This is a genomic window from Pontiella sp. (genome assembly GCF_041622395.1).
Classification (GTDB): Bacteria; Verrucomicrobiota; Kiritimatiellia; order Kiritimatiellales; family Pontiellaceae; genus Pontiella.
This window is the reverse complement of record NZ_JBFJYW010000297.1, coordinates 1-4,617: the sequence shown is the minus strand read 5'-3', so window position 1 is coordinate 4,617 and position 4,617 is coordinate 1. Positions and strand designations below refer to the sequence as shown.

Sequence of the window (4,617 nt, the reverse complement as noted above, 5' to 3'; positions counted from 1 at the left end):
CGCCACCGATCAGGACCGTTTCAGAAGACAGCAACCTTTCAAACCCGCAAATTTTCTCCAACGAACACGGATTTCCTTTTAGCCCGCCACCCATCTTTCTGCCGTTCATTTTTCTGCCCATCCTTCTCCCGCAGTCGGAACGACTTCGTATGCTTTCAAGTGAAAGATGCGGGGTAAAACATCCACGCGTGATCATTTTTTACCCACGAATCTTTTACCTGCCCGCCGCCGACCGTTGCGGAAGACAGGAACCTTTCAAACCCGACGCCCTCATCAGCAAACTCATGAGCCCAACGGGCAATTGCGGAATATTGGATGCTCATCAAGGGTTGTGAGGCGATGCGGAAAGAGTCCATAAATTGGAAGCTCAGCTTTGTGCTGGAGGGGGACCTCCTGCTGATTTCGGACAATTGCATTCTGATCGATGACCGCTATGTTTTTGTCGATCCGCTTCCTGCCTCGTTGACGCCGGAAAAATTGCTCCGGATTGAGCGGCGGAAGCGCCGCAGGCGGGGCCGTTCGCGCTTGGAAAGCTACGGAAGAAGCCATCGGAATGCCGCCCGCCGCGCGGGAGGTCCCGAGGCCGCAGCGGAAAAGAATATCCGGCGTGCTTTGTGGTGAGAACTTATGCTTTCTGGTAGCGGGCGGGTTCGCGGTAGGTGGCGTCCCAGTTCTTGAAGACCGGTTCGAGACCCTTGGCGCGGAGCATGGCGTTGAATTCGTCGATGCCGCGGTCGTCGGAAATCTCGAACTGCGCAGTCGATTCCTCGGAGTCCTCGCTATAGCCGCCGACGGTGGTTTTGCTGGCCACGCTCATTTTGGAGATGCCGAGTCCGGCCATGCCGTCGCGCACGCGGCGCGGCTCGCGGGTGGAGAGCACCAGCGGAATTTCCGGCAGGCAGATGCGCAGCGCGAACACAAACTGGGCCAGCATTTTTTCGTCGACCGGGAAATCGGGCTCGAAACCGCCGAGCTGCGGGCGGATGCGCGGGAAGGAAATCGAGACGCCGGCCTGCCAATAGGTTTTCAGCAGATGCTTGGCGTGGCGGTAGACGCAGAGGATGTCGTGGCGCGGGTCGGCCAGGCCGAGCAGGGCGCCGATGCCGATGGTGCGCATGCCGCCGCGCAGTGCGCGGTCGGGGGCATCGACCCGCGCGGCGAAGTCGCGCTTGTCGCCCCAGCGGTGCATGCGTTCGTAGACGACGGGGTCGTAGGTTTCCTGGTAGATCGTCACGCCCGTGCATCCGGCTTCGGCCAGCCGGCGGTATTCCGCCTCCGCCATCGGGAAGACTTCGACGGTTACGTTGTGCACGTATTCCGCCGCGATCGAAACGCAGGTTTCGAGATAGTCCACATCGGCTTCGGGCATGCGTTCGCCGGTGAGCAGCACCAGCTCTTCGAGGTGCATCGCGCGGATGGCTTCCATTTCGTGGCGCAGGTGCTCGGTGTCGAGTACGCTGCGCGTGGCCTTGCGGTCGGCGGCGATGCCGCAGTAGAGGCATCCGCCGTTGCAGAAGTTGGAGAGGTAGAGCGGGGTGTAGAGCGAGATGGTCCGGCCAAAGTGCCGCCGCGTAATGGTTTGCGCGCGCTGCGCCATCGGTTCGAGAAAGTGGGCGGCTTCCGGCGAGAGCAGGGCCGCCAGCGTTTTCTCGTTCGGCGCGTCGGCATGGAGCGCGCGTTGTACATCGGCGGCGCTGAATTCAAGGTTGAGCCACGGTTCCGGGCTCAACCACGCTGGAAGTGGTGTTTTCATGGGCGGGGAGGGGGGCTGCTGGTTAGTCCGTTTGAGTGGCGAGGAACGAGGTTAGGGGGCTTGAGGCCACGGCCACTTCGCTGGTCGGCATCAGGCCGGCTTGATAGGCCATGCGACCGGCTTCGACGCCGCCCTTGAATGCGGCGCCCATGGCGGAGGGATTGTCGGCGGCGGCGATGGCGGAGTTGACGAGCACGGCGTCGCATCCCATCTCCATCGCGCAGGCGGCCTCGGACGGCGCGCGCAGTCCGGCGTCGACCACGACGGGGATGTTGGCGTCGCGTACGATGATCTTGATCATTTCGGCGGTGGAGAGTCCCTTGCCCGTTCCGATGGCGGCGCCCAGCGGCATGACGGCCGCGCAGCCGACGTCTTCGAGCCGCTTGGCCAGCACCGGATCGGCCGGAATGTAGGGGAGGACGAGGAAGCCCTGCTTCACCAGCTCGATGGCGGCTTCGTAGGTTTCGATCGGGTCCGGCAACAGATGGTGCGGGTTGGGGTGGATCTCCAGTTTCACGAACGGGCTCTTGCTCAGCTCGCGGCCGAGCAGCGCGGCGCGGATGGCTTCCTTGGCGTTCATGGCGCCGGAGGTGTTCGGCATCAGCCGCACGTTTTTGAGTTGCGAAAGCGGACCGTATAGATCGTCCTCCGCCTGTGCGCGGTTAAAGCGCCGCAATGCGACGGTCACCAGCTCCGTGCCCGAGGCTTTGACCGCATCGATCATCGCCTGCGTGCAGGAAAACTTTCCCGTTCCCAGAAACAGGCGCGAGCCCAGTTTCTGATCGCCGATTTTTAAAACATCTTCATTCATGGTGTAGACCTCATTCATCCCGAAGGGTGCCGGTTTTGCGTGCGCGGTGTCTTTGCGGGTTTTGGTTATCCGCCGCCGACAAAGACGAGCATTTCCACTTCGTCGTTTTCGTTCAGCGGGGTGGTTGCCCATTGTTCGGACGGGACCACGTTGCCATTGACCATCAGCGCCGTGTGCGCCTTGGTTGCGCCCAGCTCGTCGAGCAGGGCATCGATGGTGCCGTCGCCCCCGAGTTCGTGGGCCGTTCCGTTTACGGTCAGTTTCATGTTCGGTACTCCAACAAAAAAGCGTTCCCGGGAACCCGGGAACGCTGGAAGTCGATTCAACGCTCCCTTGCGCCGGCATAATCCGGATCAGGTTCAACGGGTATGATCTCAGCACGTTTCGAACTTCGAAGCGGCACCCCGGGTGACTAAGGAGCGACGTTGCCAAGCCCGCCGGAGGAAGTAAAGCAGGAAGCGCCGGCATTTGGGGACGCAATCCCCCAACGCCGCCGGGCCGGGCTCATTTCGCGAGAATGGTCTTGTTAAAGTCGCCGGGAGTTCTCCAAGGTTCGGGCAATGGGCACATTCAAACACATCATTTGGGACTGGAACGGCACGCTGTGGAACGACACCTCGCTCTGCACCGAGATCAACAACCACATGCTGGAGCGGCGCAACCTGCCTCGGATCGATGTTGCGCTTTACCGCGACAAACTCTGCTTCCCGGTCGATCAATACTACTGCCAGCTCGGGTTCGACTACGCGACCGATCCCTACCCCGTGCTGGCCGAGGAGTTTATCGCCGAGTACACCGCGCGCCGATACGAGTGCCCGCTGCACGAAGGCGCCCGCGAGCTGATTGCCGAGCTCCGGGCCAAGGCGATTCCGCAGGCGGTGCTCTCGGCCTATGAGCAGGGCGCGCTGTTGCATTCGGTCGACTATTTCAAGTTAACGCCGTTCTTCGACGACGTCATTGGCCTTAACGATATCTATGCCGCCGGCAAGGTGGAAAACGGATTGAAATACATGGACGGGCTCGTGCTCGATCCGGCGGAAGTGCTCTTTATCGGCGACACATTGCACGACTTCGAGGTGGCCGAGGCCATGGGGGTCCACTGCGCGCTGGTTGCCTGCGGCCACAACAGCCGCCCCCGCCTCGAAGCCTGCGGCGCCCCCGTCTTCGACTCCTTGGCCGATGTTGGCGAATATATTTTGTAAAGGGTTCCGGAGTGCGCCGGTTCTTCCTGGAGTGCGCCGGTTTTTCCTGGAGTGCGCCGGCAAGGAGCTTGCGACGCGACGGCGCTTTAACCGTCGCTCGGCGTGCACGAAAGCGGTGTCGCGCTTCGCTTGCCGCCGCACTCCAGGATATTTTCACTTTTTTCCGAAATCGGGCTTGCTAAACCCGAACGTTTGGCTATATTGCCAAATATTAATTGAGGGACAATTCATGAATGCGAAGGAAAAATTGCTGTACGAAGCGAAGGCGAAGGTGCTCAAGGCGCTGGCGCATCCGACGCGCTTGTGGATGGCCGAGCAGCTGTCGGCCGGCGAAATGTGCGTCTGCGAGTTCGTCGATCAGATCGATGCCGACTTTTCGACGATCTCGAAGCACCTCTCGGTGCTGAAGCAGGCGGGCATCGTCGAGGACGACAAGCGCGGCAAGCAGGTCTATTATAAAATGAAGGTGCCGTGCGTCATGAATTTCATGAGCTGTGTCGAGGCCGTCATCGAAAGCAACGCCAAGGCGCAGGCGGCCTTGGTAAAATGAGATTATTTTTGAACAACGCTTGGCGGAATGGTCAAATGACCAACGTTGAGGGAAACGAATAGGAGTGCGGCATGTTAGAGGTATTTACGAAGTTGGCGGATTGGCTGACGTATGGTGTGTTCGGGATGGCTCAGGGCAGCCATCTGGCCGAAAGCGTCCATTTCTTTATTGAGGACGTAACGAAAATCTATGCGCTGCTAGCGCACCAATCCTGTGATAAACTGAAATTAACCGTTTCTCCGACTGCGGGAATGTTGACACATTAAGGCCTGTCTCCGTCGCCCTTGCCGGGCAGATGCTG

The 4,617-nt window shown here is 60.1% G+C and carries 6 protein-coding genes and 1 riboswitch; of the genes, 3 read left to right on the top strand and 3 right to left on the bottom strand.

Features of this window, described 5'->3' with window-relative positions:
- Positions 1-315: 315 nt before the first annotated feature.
- The gene (locus ABYO54_RS14310; protein ID WP_372808926.1) at positions 316-621 is read left to right on the top strand and encodes a hypothetical protein; all 306 of its coding nucleotides are present in this window, start codon (positions 316-318) and stop codon (positions 619-621) included.
- 4 nt (positions 622-625) lie between these two features.
- On the opposite strand, the gene thiH is transcribed toward ABYO54_RS14310, so the two are convergent.
- The 3 genes from thiH to thiS form a co-directional block, all read right to left on the bottom strand.
- Entirely contained in the window at positions 626-1,753 is a 1,128-nt protein-coding gene (gene thiH / locus ABYO54_RS14305; RefSeq protein WP_372808925.1) for a 2-iminoacetate synthase ThiH, read from the bottom strand.
- A 22-nt stretch (positions 1,754-1,775) separates the two neighbouring features.
- Entirely contained in the window at positions 1,776-2,564 is a 789-nt protein-coding gene (locus tag ABYO54_RS14300; protein ID WP_372808924.1) for a thiazole synthase, read from the bottom strand.
- A gap of 65 nt (positions 2,565-2,629) precedes the next feature.
- Positions 2,630-2,830: a sulfur carrier protein ThiS gene (gene thiS, locus ABYO54_RS14295; RefSeq protein WP_372808923.1), complete on the bottom strand. Its 201-nt coding sequence runs from the start codon at positions 2,828-2,830 to the stop codon at positions 2,630-2,632.
- Positions 2,831-2,874: 44 nt separating this feature from the next.
- Positions 2,875-2,981: riboswitch (TPP riboswitch) on the bottom strand.
- A gap of 143 nt (positions 2,982-3,124) precedes the next feature.
- Here thiS and ABYO54_RS14290 point away from each other — a divergent pair.
- The gene (locus ABYO54_RS14290) at positions 3,125-3,766 is read left to right on the top strand and encodes an HAD family hydrolase (protein ID WP_372808922.1); all 642 of its coding nucleotides are present in this window, start codon (positions 3,125-3,127) and stop codon (positions 3,764-3,766) included.
- 229 nt (positions 3,767-3,995) lie between these two features.
- Complete coding sequence (locus ABYO54_RS14285) at positions 3,996-4,316, top strand: ArsR/SmtB family transcription factor (protein ID WP_372808921.1); 321 nt, start codon at positions 3,996-3,998, stop codon at positions 4,314-4,316.
- Positions 4,317-4,617: the final 301 nt, after the last annotated feature.